This is a genomic window from Streptomyces sp. NPDC028368 (genome assembly GCF_055565615.1).
This window is the reverse complement of the sequence record NZ_JBVHTY010000012.1, coordinates 109,633-128,677: the sequence shown is the minus strand read 5'-3', so window position 1 is coordinate 128,677 and position 19,045 is coordinate 109,633. Positions and strand designations below refer to the sequence as shown.

Here is a 19,045-nt window from a genome sequence, read left to right as displayed (position 1 = left end):
TGCCGGGAGGCCCAGTGTTCCGCCGTAGGACAGCGCTCTCCGTATCCGCCACCGCCGCCCTGGTGGCCGCGGTTCCCCTGCTGGCCGCCTGTGGCAGCGCCGCGCATCCCGGTGCCGCGGCCATTGTGGACGGGAAGCGGATCACCGTCGCACAGCTGCAGGCCAAGGTGAAGGATGTGCGTCAGGCGCAGGGGAAGTCCCCGCAGGGCGCCCAGCTGATCATGAACACCGGGCGGCTGAGCCTGGCCACCCTCAACGGCATGATCTTCGACGAGGTGCTGGCGCGCAGCGCCAAGGACGCCGGGGTCACGGTCACCCGGCACGGCATCCAGAAGTGGCGGGCGACGGCCGAGGAGCGGGCCGGCGGCGCCGAGCGGCTGAAGGCGATGTGGCTCCAGCAGGGCATCGCCCCCGACGACATCGATGCCATGGTCCGTAACCAGCTGCTGCTGGACGGCCTCGCCAAGCACCTCGGTGCCGACCGCGGTCAGCCGCAGGGCCAGCAGCAGCTCGCCCAGGCGCTGGCCAAGACGTCCCGGTCCATGGGGATCGACGTGAACCCCCGCTTCGGCAAGTGGGACGACAAGCAGGTCATCCTGGGCGAGACCAAGGACCCGTGGATCACCACCCAGCCCGCGAAGCAGCAGACCTGACCGACCGGCCGGGCCGTGTTCCACCGGGCCCGCTCCACCGGCGCCGGGCGTTGTCAGTGCGGTGCGTTACGTTCGATACGTGAACGCTGACGCCTCTCCTGCCGACTCCGGCGCCGACGCCCGCCCCGCGGGCACCGGCACCGGACGCCTGGTCCTGCTCACCACCAGCCACCGGGTCGCCCCCGGACTGCTGTCCTGGCCCGCCTGGCAGATCCTGCATGCGGGCGACCGGGTGCTGTGTGCCGACCCGGACCATCCGCAGCTGCCCTATCTGCGGGAGGCCGGCATCCAGGTGGAGATCGCCGCCCCCGCCGCCCGCGAGCTGGTCGACTACTGCGTCCCGCAGGCGCGTACCGCCGTCGTCATCACCTCTGCCGACGGCGAGAGCGCGCTCACCGACGGCCTGGCCCGGCTGGCCGGCTCCGGCCGCGAGACCATGCCCGACCTGGAGCTGCTGCCCGGCTCCTACGACCTGCCCGGCGCCCGGCTGCTCGATCTCGTCCAGGTCATGGACCAGATCCGCGCCGAATGCCCCTGGAGCAGCATCCGTACGCACCAGGACCTCGCCAAGTACGGCCTGGAGGAGGCGTACGAAATGGTCGAGGCGATCGAGGCGGGCGACCGGGAGGAGCTGCGGGAGGAGCTGGGGGATGTGCTCCTCCAGGTCGTCTTCCACGCCCGGATCGCCCAGGACGATCCGGAGGAGCCGTTCTCCATCGACGACGTGGCGGGCACGATCGTCGAGAAGCTGGTCCATCGCCACCCCCATGTCTTCGGGGAGGAGGCGGCCGAGACCCCCGAGGACGTCAAGGCGCACTGGCAGCGCACCAAGGCGGAGGAAAAGCAGCGGGATTCGGTGACCGAAGGCGTACCGCTGGGCCAGCCCGGTCTGGCACTGGCCGCGAAGCTGGCGTCGCGGGTGCGGACGGCGGGGCTGGACGTGGCGCTGCCGGTGGGGGAGGGGATCGGATACGAGCTGCTGGGGATGGCGGTGCGGGCCGAGCGGGACGGGGTCGACCCGGAGGCCGCGCTGCGGGCGGCGGCCCGTGCTTATCGGGATGCGGTTTTGGCTGCTGAGGGCGGGGCCGCTTAGGACCTGTCCGCCCGATCATGTACGGGGCGGACAGCCACTCGCAGTCTGCCGACGGCGAGGGCGATCAGTAGAACAAACGCTGCGAAGGCGGTGAGCGTACGCATGTTGTTGAACAGCTCCCAGCGTCGCAGGATCTCCGCGTAATCGGCCGGGGCCGAGGTGAGCGCCCACTGCTTGATCCGTCCGTTGATCGGCACGTTGCCGAACCGGGTTATCAGGAAGGACGCGAGGCCCAGTAGACCTGCCGCACCCGCGAGCAGTCGGGTGCGCCCCGCTGTCAGGACGGCGAGCGTGAGGGAACTCAGGATCGACGCGCCCATCGCCGCCTGCATGGTGATGCCGTTCATCTTCATCAGTTCGGCGTGGAATGACAGCCGCATCGCAAGTGGTACGGCGTTGAAGGTGGGGACGAGATTAGCTGCGCCGTAGCCGAACGCGCCGGCGAGGAGGCCGGTGGAAAGCAGGGCGAATCCATGGACGAGTCTGATGCGCATGTTCGTCGGCTCCGGTGCATTGGTTTGGGGCGGATGAGTTGCCCATGGGGTCGGCCCCGATAGGCGATGAGCCGGGAGCCGAGGCTGGCTTCGAGGGTGGCCGGGTATCCGTCAGAAGTCCAAGATCCTGTACTTCTGTCATCCAGAACCATCTGTTCTGAACCATCGGCAGCGGGGGTAATTCGCCACTGTGGCGCCGAACGCAAGCCCTGGGACTTGCGTCCGGTCGATCATGTACGGAGCCAGATGCCAAGGGCCGCGACGGTCGCGGTGCCGAGGTAGACGTAGCCGCGTTTGTCGTAGCGCGTGGCCACATGCAGAGCCTGCTCACGCTCATGAGCTTCGAGGATTCCGCCCCAGTGGCCTATGTCGAAGGCTTCCTGACCGGGAACCTGATGGATGATCCGGCTCTGGTGAGCGCCAGCCAGACGGCCTACGCTCTCGCCCTGAGCGACGCGTTGTCGCAGCAGGAGTCATTGGCCCTCGTCAGGGCGGCAGCAGAGGAACACGCACATGGTCAGCAGTGAGCACACCGTCTCCGACTCGTCCTCCCTCACCGGGTGGTACAAGTCCAGCTACAGCGGCGGCGATCAGGGCGAATGCCTTGAGGTCGCCCGTGGCCACGTCGGCGTGCCCGTACGCGACAGCAAGCGCCCCACCGGCACCGCACTGGTTTTCCTTTACGAGAGTTGGTCCGCGTTCGTCTCGGCGGTAAAGCGCGGGGAGTTCCCCGGCTGAGCTGTGGGACGCCGATGCCACACCCGCTCGGCCACCCACACCGCCAAGGCCGCCCCCGCCAGCCCCGCGCCCAGGGCGCACACCGCGCCCCACCCGCCGGCGCTCCACACCGCCGACGTCAGCGCCGACCCCATGGCCCCGCCTACGAAGTAACTGGTCATGTAAGCCGAGTTGAGCCGGTTACGCGCCTCCGGCCGCACCCCGTACACCACGTTCTGGTTGCTCACATGCACCGCCTGCACGGCCAGGTCCAGGAGCACCACCCCGCCCAGCAGCGCCGCCAGTGACCAGCCCCCGCCCCCGCCGCCGAGGGCGAGCAATCCCCACGACCCCAGCAGCACCACGGCCATGACGCCCGTGACCCGGTGCGCCAGCCCCCGGTCCGACAGCCGCCCGGCCGCCGACGCGGAGAGCGAACCGGCCGCCCCGACCAGCCCCAGCAGTCCGATCGTCGACTCCTGCCAGCCGTACGCGGGTCCCGACAGCAGGAACGCCATCGCCGTCCACAGCGCACTGAAGCCGGCAAAGGTCAGCGCGCCCAGTACCGCCCGCCACCGCAGTACCGGCTCCTGGCCGAAGAGCGCCAGCGTGGAGCGCAGCAGCGCCGGATAGCGGAGTCCGGCCGTGGTCCGCAGCGCGGGCAGCCGGAGCCGCAGGAACACGGCCATCAGGAGCATCAGTCCGGCGTTGACCCAGTAGACGGTGCGCCAGCCGCCCAGTTCGGCCAGCAGGCCGGCGGCGGTACGGGCCAGCAGGATGCCCAGCAGGATGCCGGTCATGACGGTGCCGATGGTGCGGCCGCGTTCGGCGGGGGTGGCCAGGGTTGCCGCGAAGGGGGCGACGATCTGGGCGGACGCCGAGGTCAGGCCGGTCAGCGCGGTGCCGGCCAGCAGCAGGGCGGCGTTCGGCGCGCTCGCCGTCACGGTCAGGAAGGCGGCGGTCAGCGCGTACAGGGTCACCGTCAGCCGGCGTCGTTCCAGCAGGTCGCCGAGCGGGACGAGCAGCAGCAGGCCGAGGCCGTAGCCGGTCTGGGCGACGGTCACCACCAGCGCGGCGGTGGACGCGGACAGATGGAGATCGCGGCCGATGAGGTCCAGCAGCGGCTGGGCGAAGTAGTTGCCGGCGACGGACAGTCCGGCGGCTATGGACATCAGCAGCAGCGTGCCGCGTCCCAGCCCTCCGGAGCCGAGCTGCTCGGATCTCATCGTGGGTCCTCCCCTGACTTCTGTCACGCCGCCCGCGGCCACTGCGGCGGCGGGCACAACCCACCCTGCGCCCCACCCCATCAATGAGTCCAACACATAGTTTTCATCGCATCCATCGTGAAATGAGATGGATGAGCCGTACCATCGGCCGGCATGGAGCTTCAGCAGATGCGCTATGTGGTCGCCGTCGCCGAGACCGGCGGCTTCACCCGGGCCGCCGAGCGCTGCCATGTCGTGCAGTCCGCGCTCAGCCACCAGATCGCCCGGCTGGAGAAGGAGCTCGGTGCCCGGCTCTTCGACCGGACCAGCCGCAGCGTCCGGCTGACCGTCGCCGGCGAGGCCTTCGTGCCCGTCGCCCGGCAGGCGCTGCAGGCGGCCGAGCGGGCCCGCGCGGAGGTGGAGGCGGCGACCGGGGAGGTGCGCGGGCGGCTCGCGGTGGGCGCGATCTCGACCGTCGCGGCCGTCGATCTCGCGCAGGAGCTGGGCGCGTTCCGTGCGCGCTACCCCCGGGTGCGGATCAGCCTGCTGATGGAGATGAGCGATGCGTTGATCGAGAAGGTGCGGGAAGGGGCGCTGGACGTCGCCTTCGTCGGGCTGGCGCCCAGTGCGCGCACCACCGGCGTACGGGAGAAGGAGCTGGCGCGTGGGGAGCTGGTCGCGGTGGTGGCGCCGGAGCATCCGCTGGCCGGGCGGGAGCGGACGACCTTGTCGCGGCTGGCGCGGGAGACCTTCGTGGACTTCACGGCGGGGTCCGCGGCCCGGCGCCAGCGCGATGAGGCATTCCGTGCGGCGGGCCTGACCTCGGAGGTGGCGTTCGAGGTGACCACCGCGGAGTTTCTGGCGAAGCTGGTGCGCGCGGGGCTGGGGGTGGGGATGGTGCCGGAGGCCGTCGCCTCGGAGCTGGCGAGGCTGGCGGGGCTGGCCGTTGTCCGCGTACGGCCGGCACCGGAGCGTACCGAGCGGGTGGTGTGGAGCGGACTCGGACCGTCGCCGGCGGCCGCGGCATTTCTGGAGGGGCTGGGCGTGGATCCGGGGTGACCTCAGGTGAGCGCGGGCCCTGCGGGACGGCATGCGCCGGACGGGGCACGGGTTACGGTCGGGACGTGCACGACAAGCCAGACGCCACCGTCCCCGCCACCACCGCCGCCGCGGCCACCGGCTGCCCCGCCGACCGGCCCGAGCTGTTCACCTGGGAGTTCGCCGCCGACCCGTACCCCGCGTACGCCTGGCTGCGCGAGCATGCGCCGGTGCACCGGACCGAGCTGCCCAGCGGCGTCGAGGCCTGGCTGGTGACCCGCTACGGGGACGCGCGCCAGGCGCTCGCCGACGCCCGGCTCTCCAAGAACCCGGTGCATCACAGCGAGGCGGCACACGGCAAGGGCAAGGTCGGCATCCCCGGCGAGCGCAGCGCCAATCTCATGACGCATCTGCTCAATATCGACCCGCCCGACCACACCCGTCTGCGCCGCCTGGTCTCCAAGGCGTTCACCCCGCGCCGGGTCGCCGCCTTCGCCCCGCGCGTACAGGAGTTGACCGACCGCCTCATCGACGGGTTCGCGCAGCGCGGGGAGGCGGATCTGATCCATGAGTTCGCCTTCCCCCTCCCCATTTACGCGATCTGCGATCTGCTCGGCGTACCGCGCGAGGACCAGGACGATTTCCGCGACTGGGCGGGCATGATGATCCGGCACGGCGGAGGGCCGCGCGGCGGAGTCGCCCGTTCCGTGAAGAAGATGCGCGGCTATCTCGCCGAGCTGATCCACCGCAAGCGCGAGTCCCTGGGGGAGAGCGCGGAGCCGGACGAGGATCTGATCTCCGGGCTCATCCGGGCCTCGGACCACGGCGAGCACCTCACCGAGAACGAGGTCGCCGCGATGGCGTTCATCCTGCTCTTCGCCGGCTTCGAGACCACCGTCAACCTCATCGGCAACGGCACCTATCAGCTGCTCCGCCACCCCGCCCAGCGCGAACTGCTGCAGAAGTCGATGGCGGCGGGCGACACCGATCTGCTCGCCACCGGCATCGAGGAACTGCTGCGCTACGACGGCCCCGTGGAGCTGGCGACCTGGCGGTTCGCGACCGAGGAACTGACGCTGGGCGGGCAGCGGATCGCCGAGGGCGACCCGGTCCTGGTGGTCCTGGCCGCCGCCGACCGCGACCCCGAACGCTTCGCCGAGCCGGACGTCCTCGACCTCACCCGCCGTGACAACCAGCACCTCGGTTACGGGCACGGCATCCACTACTGCCTGGGCGCACCGCTCGCCCGGCTGGAGGGGCAGGCCGCCCTCGCGACGCTGCTGACCCGGCTCCCGGACATCCGGCTTGCCGCGGAACCTGACGATTTGCGCTGGCGTGGCGGGCTCATCATGCGCGGACTGCGGTCCCTGCCGGTGGAGTTCACACCGGAGCGGGGCTGACCAGCGATTACCAAAGAGTTGACGAGGCGTCAGTCACGTGACCTTTGCGTGATCTCCGCTACACCGACTTGTGACTACCCGTAACCCCGGCTACCTTTCGACCCACCGAGTCGCTCACCGGTTCGACGTACGCGAGGTATCCGGCGTACGCGACGTGCTCGACGTGCCCGACCTCTTCGTCGTACACGCCATGCTCGACGTGCTCGACGTACCACACCGGCTCGGCCGACAACTCAACCGCCGCTCGAAAGGCAACCGCATGCGCTCCGGGAACGGCCGACACCGTCGCCCCCGTCAGGCACCGGCCATCTTTGTCACGGCGGGAGTGACCGGCGCCGGCATCGCACTGCCGCTGCTCGGCGCGAGCGGCGCGCACGCCGCCGACACCGCGACCTGGGACAGGGTCGCGCAGTGCGAGAGCGGCGGGATGTGGAGCTCGGACTCCGGCAACGGCTTCTACGGCGGCCTGCAGCTGACCCAGGACATGTGGGAGCAGTACGGCGGCATCTCGTACGCCTCGCGCCCCGACTTCGCCAGCCGCGCCCAGCAGATAGCCGTCGCCGAGTCCATGCTCGACGACCGCGGCCCGGACGCCTGGCCGAGCTGCGCGGTGAATGCCGGGCTGACCAAGGACGGCCGTGCGCCGGAGGTCAACCCGGGCAGTACGAGCACGCCGCGGCCCGCGCCGTCGGATTCCACGGACCCGTCGGATTCCGATCCGTCCGCCCCGTCCGATGACCCGTCCGATGACCCGTCCGCCGGACCGTCCGAGGACCCCTCCGCCGGCCCGTCCGATGACGCGACGCCGACGCCGTCCCCTTCGTCCCCCGAGGCGTCGGACCCCGCGGATCCGTCCGGCCCGTCCGACCCCTCGGGTGACGACAGTGGCCGCCGGGACGGCTCCGACGACCCCGCGCCCACCCAGACCCCCGCCAAGGGCAAGCACCGCGGCGACGCCGACGAGAGCGGCGACGGCAAGGGCGGCAAGGACGGCAAGGGCGGCAAGGGCGAGGGTGACGCGGGCGACGGCGACCGGCCCTCCGGCCGCCACGCCTCCCGCGGCGGCGACGCGCCTCGTACGGACCCCGGTACGGACCCGTCCGCCCCCGCCGGCGACTACACCGTCCGCGCCGGTGACAGCCTGTCAGCCATCGCCCAGGCCCACGATCTGCCCGGCGGCTGGCCCGCGCTCTATGACCGCAACGAGAAGACGATCGGGTCCGACGCGGACCTGATCCAGCCCGGTCAGCTGCTCGATCTCGGGCACGTGGCAGGGTAGTTACCGCCGGTTTGGCCCCTTTTGGCGAAAGTGAGACAAGCGTCTCGTTCCGTGGTGCGGTGTCCGGCTGGTCCGCCGGATTCCGCACCACGGCCGACCTGCGGAAATATGAATCTCTAGTGATCAAAAACGGTCAACTGGGTTCAGATAGTGGGGTTTGAACACCAAGGGGATTACTGCTTACGGTCGGGACCGCTCGCCAAAGCGGGCCCTTCGATCACACGCCGAATCCTGCCGGTGGTCGGAGGCACTTGACGCGCAAGCGCCGAAGGCAGGAGCGGGGGACCCAAGGTAAGCGCCGGCCCCGCCCGCGAAAGCGGGTCAACCGGCTTGGGGTGAAGCCGCGTGTACAGCACACGCGGCCGGGCACTCACACGGCCCGAACCCGACAGCTCACCTCGCAGGCGTCGGTGAGGAAACGAACGAACATGCTGATCAAGGGCAAGCACCGTCGTCCGTCCAAGGCCGTCCGCATCGCCACCCTCGCCGGTGTCGCCGGTGCCGCTGTCGCCGTCCCGATGATGGGCGCCACCTCCGCCTCCGCCGCCTCCGTCGCCACCTGGGACAAGGTCGCCCAGTGCGAGTCCGGCGGCAACTGGTCGATCAACACCGGTAACGGCTACTACGGCGGCCTGCAGTTCTCGAACTCCAGCTGGGCCGCCGCCGGTGGCACCCAGTACGCGGCGCGCGCCGACCTGGCCACCAAGGCCCAGCAGATCGCCGCGGCCGAGAAGCTCCTCGCCATCCAGGGCCCGGGTGCCTGGTCCTGCGCCGGTGCCGGCAACCTGACCGCCGGTGGCCCCTCGCCCGACCTCAACACCTCCTCCAAGGTCGAGGTGAAGAAGGCCCAGCCCGCGCCGAAGCAGACCCAGCAGGCCCCGAAGCAGGAGAAGGTCCAGCCGGCCCCCAAGCCGTCGCACGGCAAGGGCAACTACACCGTCAAGTCCGGTGACACCCTCGCCAAGATCGCCAAGGCGCATGGCACCACCTGGAAGTCGGTCTACGCGAACAACAAGTCCGTCATCGGCGGCAACCCGAACCTGATCTTCCCGGGTCAGCAGCTCAGCATCTGAGCCGTCCCCGGACCGGGACTCCCGCGGGCCCGGGCGACGGGCCCGTTCCTCCCCCGGACAGCCCCGTCACGGCGCGCCACTCCCCCCAGCGCGCCGGGCGGGGCTTCTCCGTACGCCAATCCGGGGCACCGCGCCCACCAGCGGCTTCCCGTGCTTTTAACCGTCTGGCGAACAATGCACCCAAACGTCCCGTGAACCGGGCCTTTGGGCCTCTTTTCGTCCCACGAAGCGGGCCAACGGCAAGCGGACCTGCCCGGGGCCGTTAGGCTCGTGCTGCAGAACTCCAGACACTCATGAAGGAGACAACGTGCCGTCCATCGACGTCGTCGTAGCCCGCGAAATTCTCGACTCGCGAGGTAATCCCACGGTCGAGGTCGAGGTCGGCCTCGACGACGGCAGCACCGGCCGTGCCGCCGTGCCGTCCGGCGCCTCGACCGGCGCCTTCGAGGCCATCGAGCTCCGCGACGGTGACCCGAACCGCTACCTGGGCAAGGGCGTGGAGAAGGCCGTCCTGGCCGTCATCGAGCAGATCGGCCCGGAGCTCGTCGGCTACGACGCGACCGAGCAGCGGCTGATCGACCAGGCGATGTTCGACCTGGACGCCACCGACAACAAGGGCTCGCTGGGCGCCAACGCCATCCTCGGCGTCTCCCTCGCCGTCGCGCACGCCGCCTCCGAGGCCAGCGACCTCCCGCTGTTCCGCTACCTCGGTGGCCCGAACGCGCACGTCCTGCCCGTCCCGATGATGAACATCCTCAACGGTGGGTCGCACGCCGACTCCAACGTGGACATCCAGGAGTTCATGATCGCCCCGATCGGCGCGGAGTCCTTCTCCGAGGCGCTGCGCTGGGGCACCGAGGTCTACCACACCCTCAAGAAGGTCCTGAAGGCCAAGGGTCTGGCCACCGGCCTGGGCGACGAGGGCGGCTTCGCCCCGAACCTGGGCTCCAACCGCGAGGCCCTCGACCTCATCCTCGAGGCCATCAAGGAAGCCGGTTACGCCCCCGGCCAGGACATCGCGCTCGCCCTGGACGTCGCCGCCTCCGAGTTCTACAAGGACGGCAAGTACCAGTTCGAGGGCAAGGACCGCTCGGCCGCCGAGATGACCGAGTACTACGAGGAGCTGGTGGCGGCCTACCCGCTGGTCTCCATCGAGGACCCGCTGTTCGAGGACGACTGGGCCGGCTGGCACGTCATCACCGAGAAGCTCGGCGCCAAGGTGCAGCTCGTCGGCGACGACCTGTTCGTCACCAACCCCGAGCGCCTGGCCCGCGGCATCGAGGAGAACTCCGCCAACGCGCTGCTGGTGAAGGTCAACCAGATCGGCTCGCTGACCGAGACCCTGGACGCCGTCGAGCTGGCCCAGCGCAACGGCTTCAAGTGCATGATGTCGCACCGCTCCGGTGAGACCGAGGACGTCACCATCGCCGACCTCGCCGTCGCCACCAACTGCGGCCAGATCAAGACCGGCGCCCCGGCCCGCTCCGAGCGCGTCGCCAAGTACAACCAGCTGCTGCGCATCGAGGAGATCCTCGACGACGCCGCGGTGTACGCGGGCCGCAGCGCCTTCCCGCGCTTCGGTAAGTAGATGCAGCGCTCTGCGAACCAGTAAGCACAGTAAGGGCTGAGGGCGCTCGGCCAACGGCCAAGAGCTCCAGCTTCCTGCGTCCCCGGCAACGGTCCCGTACCGTTGCCGGGGACGTACGTGGTTAGGACGCCAGGACGGCAGAGGTCGGGCCGGCACACGCCGGGACGGCGGACGCCGGCACCGGAAGGCGTCGGAACGGAAGGGGAGGCGACGTGCCCGCGGACCGGTTCTCGACCGCGACCCGGCTCAAGGCGCTCGGCACTGCGCTTGTCGAGTCCCGGGCGGCCGCCCGGGTCTACCGCGCCCGCCCGGCCCGCCGTAACCGCCTCACCGGCCGCGCCGCGCTGCTGGCCCTGGTGATGTGCTCGCTGGTCGTCGCGCTCGCCTATCCCATAAGGCAGTACGTCTCCCAGCGCTCGGACATCGCCGACCAGCGCCGCAAGGCCGACAACGCCGCCCGGACGCTGGACAACCTGCGCGACCAGAAGGCCCGCTGGCAGGACCCCGCGTACGTCGAGCAGCAGGCCCGGCGCCATCTGCACTTCGTCATGCCGGGCGAGACCGGCTATATCGTGCAGGACGGTTCCGGCACCGGCACGGCCAAGCGGGCGCCCCAGGCCGCCCGGCGCCCCTGGTACGAGAACCTGTGGGCCTCGGTCGACTCCGCGGACAGACGGTAGCCGGTACGGTCACGGAGCCGTGGCCCCGGCCATCGCCGTAGCCGTACTGTCGACAACGGGGGCTCGTCCCCGCCACCCGCCCGCCTCACCTCCCGGCCCCTCTCTCCCCACTCCCTTCTCCCATCGAAAGCGCACATGGACACCGCCCCGCCCCAGACCGAGCCCACCGAGCCCACCGCCGCGGACATCGCCGCCTTCAAGGAGCAGCTGGGCCGCCCGCCGCGCGGCCTGCGCACCATCGCGCACCGCTGCCCCTGCGGGCAGCCGGACGTCGTCGAGACGGCGCCCCGCCTGGAGGACGGCACGCCCTTCCCCACGCTCTACTACCTCACCTGCCCGCGTGCGGCCTCCGCGATCGGCACGCTGGAGGCCAACGGCGTGATGAAGGAGATGTCCGAGCGGCTGAAGACCGACCCGGAGCTGGCCGCCGCCTACCGCGCGGCCCACGAGGACTACATCCGGCGCCGGGACGCCATCGACGTGCTCAAGGGCTTCCCGAGCGCGGGCGGCATGCCCGACCGGGTCAAGTGCCTGCACGTGCTCGTGGGCCACTCGCTCGCGGCCGGCCCCGGCGTCAACCCGCTGGGTGACGAGGCCATCGCCATGCTCCCGGAATGGTGGAAGAAGGGCCCGTGCGTGAGCCCCTGCCAGGACACCTCCGAAGCTCAGGACACCCCTGAAGGAGACGCCAAGTGAAGCGGGTCGCCGCCATCGACTGCGGTACGAACTCCATCCGGCTGCTGGTCGCGGACCTGGACCCGGCGACCGGTGAACTGAAGGACCTGGACCGCCGGATGCAGATCGTCCGGCTGGGCCAGGGCGTCGACCGGACCGGCCGCCTGGCCCCCGAGGCGCTGGAGCGCACCTTCGCCGCCTGCCGCGAGTACGCCGCGCTGATCAAGGAACTGGGTGCCGAAAAGATCCGCTTCGTGGCCACCTCGGCCTCGCGCGACGCCGAGAACCGCGAGGAGTTCGTCCGCGGTGTCGTCGACATCCTGGGCGTCGAGCCCGAGGTGATCACCGGCGACCAGGAGGCCGAGTTCTCCTTCAACGGCGCCACGAAGGAACTGGCCGGCAACGAGGCTGCAGGCGCGGAGCGCCTTCCCGCGAAGGGCGGTGGCGGGCGACGGGTGGGCGTAGCGCCGCCCTACCTGGTCGTGGACATCGGCGGCGGCTCGACCGAATTCGTCCTCGGCGACGGCTCCGTGCGGGCCGCGCGCTCCGTCGATGTCGGCTGCGTCCGTATGACCGAGCGCCACCTCGTCCATGAGGGCAAGATCAGCGACCCGCCGACCCCCGACCGGATCGCCGCCATAAAGGCCGACATCGCCAAGGCCCTGGACCACGCCGAGGAAACCGTCCCCCTCACCCAGGCCGCCACCCTCGTCGGCCTGGCCGGCTCCGTCACCACCGTCGCCGCCATCGCCCTGGGCCTGGACCACTACGACTCCGAGGCCATCCACCACTCCCGGATCTCCCTCGCCCAGGTCCGCGACATCACCGGCAGCCTCCTCACCTCCACCCACGCCGAACGCGCGGCCAACCCCGTCATGCACCCCGGCCGGGTGGATGTGATCGCCGCCGGCGCGCTCGTCCTCCTGTCGATCATGGAACGCATGGGCGCCGAGGAGGTCGTGGTCAGCGAGCACGACATCCTGGACGGCATCGCCTGGCACGCCGCGCTGGATGACGAGTAAGCCTCCGGCGGCCCGCTCTCAGATGTTGCGGTAGACGTCGCGCGCATGGCGGCAGGCCGGTCGATGGCTCGGAGCTGCCGCTGTGCCGCTGTGCCGCTGTGCTGAACCGAAACGCGAGGACCGCTTCCGCCCAACGGCCTCCGACGATCGATGAGTTCAGCCCTGGCACGCCAAGCCATGCGAAAACGCCGGCAACGCCCTTTGGCGTCGTGGCTTTTGAGCGGGAGGAATGCTTTCTGAGCGGCTTTCGGGGGGCTCGGGAGGGGGTGTCGCGGGCGTCCGGAAAAAAAGTTCGTGAAATCCTTCACATGAAAAAACCGCCTCACGACTGAAGATTCCCGCCGAGGGGCGCTCATTCGAAGGTCCTAGGACTCATCGACCCAGGGGATGCGCGGTTTCACGCGTGTTGCGGGCGCGCTTCCGTGGGGTGTGGTTCGGCCGCCCGTAGGCCCGCAATCCCTGATCAGCAGGGGTCTCAACGCCTCGCCATATACCGTGGTTCCCCCTCCACGCTATGGCGTCGGTCACGAAGCTGGCGGAGTGTAGCAGATGCCCCCGGGGTGCTTGTGAAGGGGCTCACGAGCGACCCCCCATGTGGGGGTGGATACTCGATTGCATGAGCACCACGGAGCGTCCCAGGATCCTCGTAGTAGGCGGTGGGTACGTAGGCCTGTACGCAGCTCGGCGCATTCTCAAGAAGATGCGCTACGGCGAGGCGACCGTCACGGTCGTCGACCCGCGGTCGTACATGACCTATCAGCCCTTCCTCCCCGAAGCCGCCGCCGGCAGCATCTCCCCTCGGCATGTCGTCGTCCCGCTGCGACGCGTGCTCCCCAAGGCGGAGGTCCTCACCGGTCGGGTCACCACCATCGATCAGGACCGCAAGGTCGCCACGATCGCCCCGCTGGTCGGCGAGGCGTACGAGCTGCCCTTCGACTACCTGGTCATCGCGATGGGTGCGGTCTCCCGTACCTTCCCGATTCCGGGCCTGGCCGAGAACGGCATCGGCATGAAGGGCGTGGAAGAGGCCATCGGCCTGCGCAACCACGTCCTGGAGCAGCTGGACAAGGCCGACTCCACGACCGACGAGGATGTCCGCCGCAAGGCGCTGACCTTCGTCTTCGTCGGCGGTGGCTTCGCGGGTGCGGAGACCATCGGTGAGGTCGAGGACATGGCCCGCGACGCCGCCAAGTACTACAAGAACGTCAAGCGCGAGGACATGCGCTTCCTGCTGGTCGACGTCGCCGACAAGATCCTCCCCGAGGTGGGTCCCAAGCTCGGTGCCTACGGCAAGGAGCACCTGGAGAGCCGCGGCGTCGAGGTCTACCTCAAGACCGGTATGGACTCCTGCGTCGACGGCCACGTCGCGCTGAACAACGGCCTCGAGGTCGACTCCAACACCATCGTGTGGACCGCCGGCGTCAAGCCGAACCCGGCGCTGTCCCGCTTCGGTCTGCCGCTGGGCCCCCGCGGCCACGTGGACACCGGTGCCACCCTCCAGGTGCAGGGCACCGACTACATCTGGGCCGCGGGCGACAACGCCCAGGTTCCGGACATGGTCGGCCGCCGGGCCGGCAACGAGAACGCCTGGTGCCCGCCGAACGCCCAGCACGCGCTGCGGCAGTCCAAGGTCCTCGGCGACAACGTGATCTCCGGTATGCGGGGCTTCCCGCAGAAGGAGTACAGCCACGCCAACAAGGGTGCGGTCGCCGGTCTGGGCCTGCACAAGGGCGTCGCGATGATCGTCATGGGCAAGATGAAGATCAAGCTCAAGGGCCGTCTCGCCTGGTACATGCACCGCGCGTACCACGGCATGGCGATGCCGACGTACAACCGCAAGATCCGGGTCTTCGCCGACTGGACGCTGGCCATGTTCCTCAAGCGCGAGGTCGTCTCGCTCGGCGCCATGGAGAACCCCCGCGAGGAGTTCTACGAGGCGGCCAAGCCGGCCCCCGCTCCGGCCGCGGCCGGCTCCGGCGACAAGCCGAAGGCCAAGGCTTCCTGAATCCCCGGTCGGGTACTCCGACCAGCCCGAAGGGCGTCCGCCATCCGTGGGGCGGGCGCCCTTTGGCGTGTCCGCACTGGCGAAAAGCGGGCGGTTTGCGGTTCTCTTACGTGCGAACGGGACTAACTGGGCGCCCACTTGGCGTTTACGTGGTGGGTGAATCTTCTTTGCCCGACTCGTCAACACGGAGGTGTGCGACATGGCCGACGCCGCGGGACGGCTCACCAAGCTCGCCGAGGAGGTGCTGGGAGCGCCGCTCCCGGTCCGTATCCGCGCCTGGGACCTCAGCGAGTCCGGCCCGCCGGGGGCACCGACACTCGTCATCCGCAACCGCCGGGCGCTGCGCCGCATGCTGTTCAAGCCGGGCGAGCTGGGCCTGGCCCGCGCCTGGGTGGCCGGCGACATCGATATCGAGGGCGACCTCTATCAGGCGCTGGACCGGCTCGCCGGGATGATCTGGGAGCGGCCCGAGCCCGCTGCCAAGCCGCAACGGGCCGCCGCGCTGCGCGCCCTGGCCCGCCCGGAGATCCGCGCCGCCGCCAAGGAACTGCTGTCTCTGGCCGGCGCCCCCCTGCCGCCCGCGCCGCCCGCCGAAGAGGCCAGACGCCGGCGCGGCCCGCTGCACACGCTGCTCAGAGACCGGGCGGCCATCAGTCACCACTACGACGTCGGCAACGACTTCTACGCGCTGGTGCTGGGCCCCTCGATGGTCTACTCCTGCGCCTACTGGGAGTCCGCCGAAGGCACCGCCGCCACGCTGGAGGACGCCCAGCGCGACAAGCTCGACCTGATCTGCCGCAAGCTCGGGCTCCAGGAGGGCCGGCGGCTGCTGGACGTGGGCTGCGGCTGGGGCTCGATGGTGCTGCACGCCGCCCGCGAGTACGGCGTACGGGCGGTCGGCATCACGCTCTCCGAGGAGCAGGCCGCCTACGCCCGTAAGCGGATCGCCGACGCGGGGCTCGCCGACCGGGTGGAGATCCGGGTGCAGGACTACCGCGAGATCAAGGACGAGCCGTTCGATGCGATCTCCTCGATCGGGATGGCCGAGCATGTCGGCCAGGAGCGGTACGCGGAGTACGCGAGCGCCCTGTACGCCCTGCTGCGGCCCGGTGGACGGCTGCTGAACCATCAGATCGCGCGGCGGCCGCTGACCGATGAGGAGGCGTATCGCGTCGATGAGTTCATCGACCGGTATGTGTTCCCGGACGGCGAGCTGGCGCCGGTGGGCCGGACCACCGGTGCGCTGGAGGACGCGGGCTTCGAGGTGCGCGATGTGGAGGCGATCCGGGAGCACTACGCGCTGACGCTGCGGGAGTGGGTCGCCAATCTGGAGCGGCACTGGGGCGAGGCGGTGCGGCTCACGTCGCCGGGGCGGGCGCGGGTGTGGCGGCTGTACATGGCGGCCTGCGCGTTGTCGTTCGAGCGCAACCGCATAGGGGTCAACCAGGTGCTGGCCGTGCGGACGCCGGAGTCCGGGGCGTCTGGGATGCCGCTGCGGGCGCGGGCCTGGCAGGGCTGAGGGCGGCCGCGTACGGCCGAGGGCCCCGGGACCGATGGTGGTCCCGGGGCCCTCGGGCCGTACGGGGGGCTACTCCGCCTTGATCGCGCCCAGCATGTTCAGCTTCGCCGCCCGCCGGGCCGGCCACAGCGCGGCCAGGACGCCGACGACGGCGGCCAGGGCGAGGAAGATGCCCATCCGGCCCCAGGGCAGGACCAGTTCGTACGTCGGGAGCGAGCCGCCGATCAGCTCACCGGCCGCCCAGCCGAAGAACACGCCCAGGCCGATGCCGAGCACCCCGCCGAAGAGCGAGATCACCAGCGACTCCAGGCGCACCATGCGCTTGATGCCGCGGCGGTCCAGGCCGATCGCGCGCAGCATGCCGATCTCCTGCGAGCGTTCGAACACCGACATCGCCAGGGTGTTGATCACGCCGAGCACCGCGACGATCACGGCCATGGCCAGCAGGCCGTAGAGCATGTTCAGCATCAGGCTGAAGATCTGGGCGATGCCGTCGGAGACGTCCTTCTTGTCCGAGACGGAGATCGCCGGGTTCTTGCCGAGGGCCTTGACCAGCGCGTCCTTGGTCGCGTCGGTGGCGCCGTCCTTCGTCTTGACCATCACCTGCATATCGGTGGGGTGCTGCTGGTGCGGGGCGAGGGTGGCGTTGTCCAGGATGATGCCCTTGATCATCTGGTTGCCCTGGTAGACGCCGGACACGGTCAGCGCGCCCTTCTTGCCGTCCTCGTACGTCACCGGGACGTGCGAGCCGACCCGCCAGCCCTTCTCCTTGGCGGTGGCGGCGTCCACCACGGCCCGGCCGCCGTGCAGGTCGCCCAGCGACCCCTTGGTGAAGTCGAGCCGGGTGAGCTTGCCGAAGTCCTTGCCGTTGACGCCGGTCAGGGGCTCGATGCCGGCGCCGATCCGGGACGGGGAGGTGCGCAGCGGGCTGGAAGCGGTGACCTCGTCGAGGGCGCCGAGCTTCTTGGCGACATCGGGGGAGAGCGGCGTGCCGCCGGCCATGGAGACGACGTAGTCCGCCGCCAGCGAGTCGGTGGCCATCTTGTCGATGCCCTTTTGCACGCTGCCCGCGATCACCGTCAGGCCGGTGATGAGGGTGAGCCCGACCATCAGAGCGGAGGCGGTGGCGGCCGTACGGCGCGGATTGCGGAGGGCGTTCTGCCGGGCGAGCTTGCCGGAGATGCCGAACAGCCGCAGAACGGGCGTGGCCAGCGCGATCAGCGGGCGGGACAGCAGCGGCGTCAGGATGAACACGCCGATCAGCAGCAGCACCGCGCCGCCGCCCATCATCGCCTTGCCGTCGTCCATGCCGGTGGCCACCATGACGGCGGCCGCGCCGGCGCCCGCGAAGAGCGCGCCGATGGTGTTGCGGACCACCAGCGACTTGGTGGTGGCGGTGGCGTGCACGCTGTTCATGGCGGCGACCGGCGGGATCTTCGCGGCGCGGCGGCCCGGCAGCCAGGCGGCCAGGACGGTGACGACGATGCCGACGAGGAGGGAGGCCAGGACCGTGGCGGGCGAGATCACCAGCGGGCCGTCGGGGACCGTGGCGCCGGTGCTGCTCATCAGGGCGCGCAGCGCGGCGCCGATACCGATACCGGCCGCCAGACCCGTGACGGCGGCGACCGCGCCCACCAGGAAGGCCTCGATCAGCACCGACCGGGTCACCTGGCGGCGGCTGGCGCCGACCGCGCGCAGCAGCGCCAGCTCCTTGGTGCGCTGGGCGACCAGCATGGTGAAGGTGTTGGCGATGATGAAGATGCCGACGAAGAGCGCGATACCGGCGAAGGCCAGCAGGCCGGTCTTCATGCCGTCCATGCCCTGGGCGATCGTCTCGGCCTGGTCGTCGGCGAGCTTCTTGCCGGTGGTGGCCTCGGCGCGGTCCTTGGGCAGGACCTTGTCGATGGCGGTCTTCAGAGCCGCCTGGGACGTGCCGGGGGCCGCCTTGACGTCGATCTCGCTGAATTCACCGGGCGTGGCGAACAGCTTCTGCGCGGTCGCGGTGTCGAACAGCGCGAGGCTGCCGCCGGCCGAGACGGTGCCGTCGTCGGTGGTGTAGATGCCGGTCAGCTTCTGCTCGCGGACCGGTCCGTCGACGGAGATCCGGACCGTGTCGCCCACCTTGTAGCCGGCCTTGCCGGCGGTGTGGGCGTCCAGCGCGAACTCGTGCGGGCCCTTGGGGGCGGCGCCGTCGCGCAGCGGGTAGCGGGCGTCCTTGCCGTCCTTGCCGGGGAAGTAGTTGCCGCCACGGGTCGAGAAGCCGTCGCCGATCAGCTCGCCCTTCTTGTCGGCGATGGCGGTGAAGCCGGAGACCGTGCCGGTGGCGGAGGCGGCGCCGGGCACCTTGGCCGTCTTGTCGAGCAGCTTCTGGTCGAGCTTCGGGTCCGCGCCGGGCGCACCGCGGTGGCTGTCCGAGGACCGCGGCTGGATGGCGACGTCGACGTTGTCGAAGCCCTTCTGGGAGCTTTTCTGGAAGGCGTCGGAGATGGTCGAGGTGAAGACCAGGGTGCCGGAGACGAAGGCCACGCCGAGCATCACGGCGAGGACGGTCATCAGCAGCCGGGCCTTGTGCGCGAGCACATTGCGCAAGGCAGTACGGAACAT

Annotated in this window: 17 protein-coding genes and 1 riboswitch; of the genes, 14 read left to right on the top strand and 3 right to left on the bottom strand. The window is 70.4% G+C overall.

The genetic code is table 11. The annotated features are described in order from the left end of the window. Positions 1-14: 14 nt before the first annotated feature. On the top strand, positions 15-653 hold the full coding sequence (locus ACZ4S3_RS26425; RefSeq protein WP_467938262.1) for a SurA N-terminal domain-containing protein: 639 nt from the start codon (positions 15-17) through the stop codon (positions 651-653). 79 nt (positions 654-732) lie between these two features. Further along, positions 733-1,746, top strand: coding sequence for a nucleoside triphosphate pyrophosphohydrolase (locus tag ACZ4S3_RS26420; RefSeq protein WP_467938260.1), 1,014 nt, complete (start codon positions 733-735; stop codon positions 1,744-1,746). Here the strand turns inward: ACZ4S3_RS26420 and ACZ4S3_RS26415 are convergent. Beyond that, entirely contained in the window at positions 1,743-2,240 is a 498-nt protein-coding gene (locus ACZ4S3_RS26415) for an anthrone oxygenase family protein (protein WP_467938258.1), read from the bottom strand. The two genes, ACZ4S3_RS26420 and ACZ4S3_RS26415, sit on opposite strands and share 4 nt — an antisense overlap. Positions 2,241-2,554: 314 nt before the next feature. On the opposite strand from ACZ4S3_RS26415, the gene ACZ4S3_RS26410 reads away from it, so the two are divergent. Further along, positions 2,555-2,767 carry a Scr1 family TA system antitoxin-like transcriptional regulator gene (locus ACZ4S3_RS26410; RefSeq protein WP_467938256.1) on the top strand — a complete coding sequence of 71 codons (213 nt, stop codon included), beginning with the start codon at positions 2,555-2,557 and terminating at the stop codon, positions 2,765-2,767. Then, positions 2,754-2,978, top strand: a complete 225-nt coding sequence (locus tag ACZ4S3_RS26405) for a DUF397 domain-containing protein (protein ID WP_467938254.1) — start codon at positions 2,754-2,756, stop codon at positions 2,976-2,978. Before ACZ4S3_RS26410 ends, ACZ4S3_RS26405 begins: the two co-directional genes overlap by 14 nt. Here the strand turns inward: ACZ4S3_RS26405 and ACZ4S3_RS26400 are convergent. Then, positions 2,921-4,183 carry an MFS transporter gene (locus tag ACZ4S3_RS26400; RefSeq protein WP_467938252.1) on the bottom strand — a complete coding sequence of 421 codons (1,263 nt, stop codon included), beginning with the start codon at positions 4,181-4,183 and terminating at the stop codon, positions 2,921-2,923. The genes ACZ4S3_RS26405 and ACZ4S3_RS26400 overlap by 58 nt on opposite strands. 153 nt (positions 4,184-4,336) lie before the next feature. Between ACZ4S3_RS26400 and ACZ4S3_RS26395 the strand changes: the two genes are divergently transcribed. From ACZ4S3_RS26395 to ACZ4S3_RS26350, 10 genes are all read left to right on the top strand, one after another. Beyond that, complete coding sequence (locus tag ACZ4S3_RS26395) at positions 4,337-5,221, top strand: LysR family transcriptional regulator (protein WP_467938250.1); 885 nt, start codon at positions 4,337-4,339, stop codon at positions 5,219-5,221. A 65-nt stretch (positions 5,222-5,286) separates the two neighbouring features. Beyond that, a complete protein-coding gene (locus ACZ4S3_RS26390; RefSeq protein ID WP_467938248.1) occupies positions 5,287-6,600 on the top strand; it encodes a cytochrome P450 family protein in 1,314 nt (437 codons plus the stop codon). Positions 6,601-6,670: 70 nt separating this feature from the next. Then, positions 6,671-7,879, top strand: a complete 1,209-nt coding sequence (locus tag ACZ4S3_RS26385) for a transglycosylase family protein (protein ID WP_467938246.1) — start codon at positions 6,671-6,673, stop codon at positions 7,877-7,879. Between the two features lie 253 nt (positions 7,880-8,132). Next, positions 8,133-8,301: riboswitch (cyclic di-AMP (ydaO/yuaA leader) on the top strand. Positions 8,302-8,307: 6 nt separating this feature from the next. Continuing rightward, positions 8,308-8,952 carry a transglycosylase family protein gene (locus ACZ4S3_RS26380; protein WP_467938244.1) on the top strand — a complete coding sequence of 215 codons (645 nt, stop codon included), beginning with the start codon at positions 8,308-8,310 and terminating at the stop codon, positions 8,950-8,952. Between the two features lie 307 nt (positions 8,953-9,259). Next, positions 9,260-10,540 carry a phosphopyruvate hydratase gene (gene eno / locus ACZ4S3_RS26375; protein ID WP_467938242.1) on the top strand — a complete coding sequence of 427 codons (1,281 nt, stop codon included), beginning with the start codon at positions 9,260-9,262 and terminating at the stop codon, positions 10,538-10,540. 212 nt (positions 10,541-10,752) lie between these two features. Continuing rightward, positions 10,753-11,220, top strand: coding sequence for an FtsB family cell division protein (locus tag ACZ4S3_RS26370; RefSeq protein ID WP_467938240.1), 468 nt, complete (start codon positions 10,753-10,755; stop codon positions 11,218-11,220). Positions 11,221-11,355: 135 nt separating this feature from the next. After that, positions 11,356-11,916 carry a DUF501 domain-containing protein gene (locus ACZ4S3_RS26365; protein ID WP_467938238.1) on the top strand — a complete coding sequence of 187 codons (561 nt, stop codon included), beginning with the start codon at positions 11,356-11,358 and terminating at the stop codon, positions 11,914-11,916. After that, on the top strand, positions 11,913-12,917 hold the full coding sequence (locus ACZ4S3_RS26360) for a Ppx/GppA phosphatase family protein (protein WP_467938236.1): 1,005 nt from the start codon (positions 11,913-11,915) through the stop codon (positions 12,915-12,917). Before ACZ4S3_RS26365 ends, ACZ4S3_RS26360 begins: the two co-directional genes overlap by 4 nt. Positions 12,918-13,533: 616 nt before the next feature. Continuing rightward, entirely contained in the window at positions 13,534-14,922 is a 1,389-nt protein-coding gene (locus ACZ4S3_RS26355; RefSeq protein WP_467938234.1) for an NAD(P)/FAD-dependent oxidoreductase, read from the top strand. A 199-nt stretch (positions 14,923-15,121) separates the two neighbouring features. Next, positions 15,122-16,441, top strand: coding sequence for a class I SAM-dependent methyltransferase (locus tag ACZ4S3_RS26350; RefSeq protein ID WP_467938232.1), 1,320 nt, complete (start codon positions 15,122-15,124; stop codon positions 16,439-16,441). A gap of 69 nt (positions 16,442-16,510) precedes the next feature. Here the strand turns inward: ACZ4S3_RS26350 and ACZ4S3_RS26345 are convergent, their stop codons facing one another. After that, positions 16,511-19,045 (bottom strand): ABC transporter permease, encoded by a 2,535-nt coding sequence (locus ACZ4S3_RS26345; RefSeq protein ID WP_467938230.1) that lies wholly within the window; start codon positions 19,043-19,045, stop codon positions 16,511-16,513.

Excerpts from the sequence above, each read along its gene's own strand:
- ACZ4S3_RS26405 (WP_467938254.1), top strand. The coding sequence starts at position 2,754 with ATGGTCAGCAGTGAGCACACCGTCTCCGACTCGTCCTCCCTCACCGGG.
- ACZ4S3_RS26415 (WP_467938258.1), bottom strand. The coding sequence starts at position 2,240 with ATGCGCATCAGACTCGTCCATGGATTCGCCCTGCTTTCCACCGGCCTC.
- ACZ4S3_RS26345 (WP_467938230.1), bottom strand. The coding sequence starts at position 19,045 with ATGTTCCGTACTGCCTTGCGCAATGTGCTCGCGCACAAGGCCCGGCTG.
- ACZ4S3_RS26410 (WP_467938256.1), top strand. The coding sequence starts at position 2,555 with ATGCAGAGCCTGCTCACGCTCATGAGCTTCGAGGATTCCGCCCCAGTG.
- ACZ4S3_RS26395 (WP_467938250.1), top strand. The coding sequence starts at position 4,337 with ATGGAGCTTCAGCAGATGCGCTATGTGGTCGCCGTCGCCGAGACCGGC.
- ACZ4S3_RS26365 (WP_467938238.1), top strand. The coding sequence starts at position 11,356 with ATGGACACCGCCCCGCCCCAGACCGAGCCCACCGAGCCCACCGCCGCG.
- ACZ4S3_RS26350 (WP_467938232.1), top strand. The coding sequence starts at position 15,122 with ATGGCCGACGCCGCGGGACGGCTCACCAAGCTCGCCGAGGAGGTGCTG.
- ACZ4S3_RS26380 (WP_467938244.1), top strand. The coding sequence starts at position 8,308 with ATGCTGATCAAGGGCAAGCACCGTCGTCCGTCCAAGGCCGTCCGCATC.
- ACZ4S3_RS26400 (WP_467938252.1), bottom strand. The coding sequence starts at position 4,183 with ATGAGATCCGAGCAGCTCGGCTCCGGAGGGCTGGGACGCGGCACGCTG.
- ACZ4S3_RS26355 (WP_467938234.1), top strand. The coding sequence starts at position 13,534 with ATGAGCACCACGGAGCGTCCCAGGATCCTCGTAGTAGGCGGTGGGTAC.